Source organism: uncultured Thiocystis sp., from assembly GCF_903866365.1.
In the GTDB taxonomy this organism is placed as follows: domain Bacteria; phylum Pseudomonadota; class Gammaproteobacteria; order Chromatiales; family Chromatiaceae; genus Chromatium.
On the sequence record NZ_CAIPNF010000191.1, the window covers coordinates 1 to 3,086 of the forward strand.

General features: G+C 59.5%; 3 protein-coding genes. All 3 read left to right on the top strand.

Annotated features, from left to right (window positions below):
- Nucleotides 1-166: 166 nt before the first annotated feature.
- Complete coding sequence (locus tag QZY07_RS11015; RefSeq protein WP_295402411.1) at nt 167-454, top strand: hypothetical protein; 288 nt, start codon at nt 167-169, stop codon at nt 452-454.
- A 729-nt stretch (nt 455-1,183) separates the two neighbouring features.
- Nucleotides 1,184-2,434, top strand: coding sequence for an integrase arm-type DNA-binding domain-containing protein (locus QZY07_RS11020; protein WP_295402413.1), 1,251 nt, complete (start codon nt 1,184-1,186; stop codon nt 2,432-2,434).
- A gap of 124 nt (nt 2,435-2,558) precedes the next feature.
- Nucleotides 2,559-2,855: a hypothetical protein gene (locus QZY07_RS11025; RefSeq protein WP_295402415.1), complete on the top strand. Its 297-nt coding sequence runs from the start codon at nt 2,559-2,561 to the stop codon at nt 2,853-2,855.
- Nucleotides 2,856-3,086: the final 231 nt, after the last annotated feature.

Consider the following 3,086-nt stretch of genomic DNA (forward strand, 5'->3'; position numbering starts at 1 on the left):
CGGTTTCGCTACCAATCGCGTTAGCCATGATCTGCTATTTCCAAATATAATTTTGCCCTGAAAATAATATTGGCAAATCATAAGCTTATGTCAAGCTAACAAAGTAGAATTAATATCGAGGTTTTCCAATTGACAGAGAGCGGGGAGAGGTGTTCGGACGGGCGAATTGAAGCGGCGTTTCGCGTCGGACGACGCCCAGCCGATCGCCGTGGAGGGGAAGGCGCGCGGCCTGGAGGTGGTCGCGTCGCCGCCGCCCTTGGCGGCCAGCGGACGGCCAACGTGCGACTCGGTCCAACCAGACCTTCGGCAGGGTCGGGGCGGCGGCTTGCCATTCACTCCAGGCGATCGTCACGCCATCGCGGCCTTGAGTTGGTCGCGGCGATCGCTGACCATGACGCACCTGCCGCCGGCGGTCATCGCGGCCAGAGGCACTCGGCATCGCGTGTGGGGGTGACGCTGACGCGAAGCGGGACGTGCGGCCCATCGGTGCTGGGCGTCGATTCCGACCGGGCGCGGCTGACGACCGTTTCGATGGTCTGCTCACCAACGATCTCCCACACTGCCCGTCCCATTCGCGCGTCAGGCACACCCGCTCGATGCCAGCACGATCCACCCCTTGCGGCCTTCAACCGGCGCTCGCCCACGAGCCGGACGACGTGGACATGCCCTCGTTCTGGAAAGGATCCCCATGACACCGGGTTGACGCACAAAGATTGGCAGAGCGGGCCGAGAGGTCGCGCCATAGTTCACCGGTCGCCGAGCAAGGCGAATGGCCAACGACGCTCGCTCACGTCAATCAAGGGCGGAGAAAATGATTGGCGGCGATTTGACGGGTGTGTGATCGGATGGTCGGATTCAAGAAAAAACCGAGGCTGTCGGCATTCGCAGAGCCAACCGATTGGTTGCTCATTGGTTGCTCAAAGAAAAACGGCCTAGACGTTTTGCGTCTAAGCCGTTGTTTTTATGGAGCTGACGGTCGGATTCGAACCGACGACCTGCTGATTACAAATTAGAATTCAAGTTGTTTTAGGGCGTCCTAAATTATCCTAAATCGTACTAAAAAACGATTAAAAACGGGCAGATAAGTTAGAGTCGAGTTGGATTCTATCCGAAAAAGACAGCGCGAGTTTGATCTACTCGGTCTACACTGGGTCTACATCCGTACTGCTTTTTGGGAGTTTTCATGCGTCTGACCAAATCGAGCGTCGATAACCTTCCGTCGCCCGTGCCGATCCCCCCAGCCAAACATGCTCAAGCCTTCTACCGCGATGACCAGTTGATCGGCTTCGCGGTGCGGATCACGGAGACTGGAGCCTGCGCTTTCATCGTGGAGACCAAAGTCAACGGCAAGACGCGCCGGAAAACGTTGGGGCGGTATCCGAATCTCACGGTCGAACAGGCCCGCAAGCTGGCCCAAAAGCGGCTCGGCATGATTGCGGCGGGGCGTGACCCCGAGGCGGAGAAAAAGGAGTCTCAGGCGATCGGCGTGACCCTGGCTCAAGCCTTCGAGGATTACCTGATCGCACGCAAAAACCTCACCCCGAAAACGCTGCGGGGTTACCGGGACGCCATGCGTCTCGGATTCGACGATTGGCAGGGACGAGCGCTGAAAGACCTGTCCAAGGACATGGTGGAAAAACGCCACCGTCAACTGGCGGAGACGCGCGGGAAGGCGACCGCCAATTTGTTCATGCGCGTCCTGCGCGCGGTTTTCAATTTCGCGGCGAACACCTACGAGGACGCCCGTGGACGCACGATCTTTCCTGAAAACCCCGTGCGCCGATTATCGGCAACCCGCGCCTGGTATCGCATCGACCGCCGCCAGAGCGTGATCAAAACGCACCAGTTGCGCGCCTGGTATGCCGGGGTCATGTCCCTGAAATCCGAGACGGTGCGGGACTTCCTGTGCTTGATGCTCTTCACTGGACTGCGCAAGCACGAGGCGGCGAAATTAACCTGGGAGCACGTCGACCTCGCCGATCATACCCTGCTCGTCATCGACCCCAAGAATCACCACGACCACCTTCTACCACTGCCCAGCGTTCTGCACGCAAGACTGACCCAGCGCCAAGGCGCGGCGAGGCTTTCCCCTTACGTTTTCCCCGGTGATGGCAAGACCGGCTATCTGATCGAACCACGTAAGCAAATCGCCCACGTCATCGCCCACAGTGGCGTGGACTTTACGCCTCACGACTTGCGGCGGACCTTTATCACCGTCGCGGAGTCGCTCGACATCCCCGCTTACGCCCTGAAACGACTGCTCAACCATCGGATGGGCAGCGATGTCACCGCCGGCTACATCATCGCGGACGTCGAGCGACTGCGCCGCCCGATGCAACAGATCGAAGACTTCATCTTGAAGGCGGCGGGCGTCCAGGAGACGGCGGAGGTGGTCGAGCTAACCCGGCGTCCGCCAGAATCATCGCTCGCTTAACACGTTAATATACGCTATGTCAAGCAACAACGGTAAGCCGGCGGATTAACCGATAACCACTTGTCTTTATTATGTTTTCTGGTTAACTCTTGCGCTGACATCCAACTGAGTAAGAGGTATCCAGATGACATCGACCGCCCGCACTCCCCGGACCGATCTGATCCACGAGTTTACGTCCGCGCCGGACAGCGCACTGTTTGACCAGCGCACGGTTGCCGCTGTGTTTGACTGCTCCGTCGCGAAAATGGAGCGCGACCGCTGGTCAGGGGATGGCGTTCCCTATCTGAAAATTGGCAATGCAGTGCGTTACCGGAAATCTGACGTACTCGCGCTGCTCGCGGCGCTGCCGGTCTACCGTTCGACGAGCGAAGATCCGACCGCGCGGCGCCGTCAGACAGTGCGTCCCGTGGAGGCGTCCTGATGCGACGCGCCACCGCATACGAAAACGGCCCGCCGGACAAGGGCGAGCCGCTTGCTGTTGATTCCGCGCGTCGACACCGCGTAGAGTCTCGCCGTCCCTGGAGTGTATCAGCACTCCAGGACTAAGCTCCGACCGCTGAAGGGTCCGAGCACCGGCGCGAGTCAGTATATCGGGGGAGCCGTGCGTCCGCACGTTCCCTTGCTCGCGCTAGCGCCCGCTTCGCAGTCGGTC

Excerpts from the sequence above, each read along its gene's own strand:
- QZY07_RS11020 (WP_295402413.1), top strand. The coding sequence starts at position 1,184 with ATGCGTCTGACCAAATCGAGCGTCGATAACCTTCCGTCGCCCGTGCCG.
- QZY07_RS11025 (WP_295402415.1), top strand. The coding sequence starts at position 2,559 with ATGACATCGACCGCCCGCACTCCCCGGACCGATCTGATCCACGAGTTT.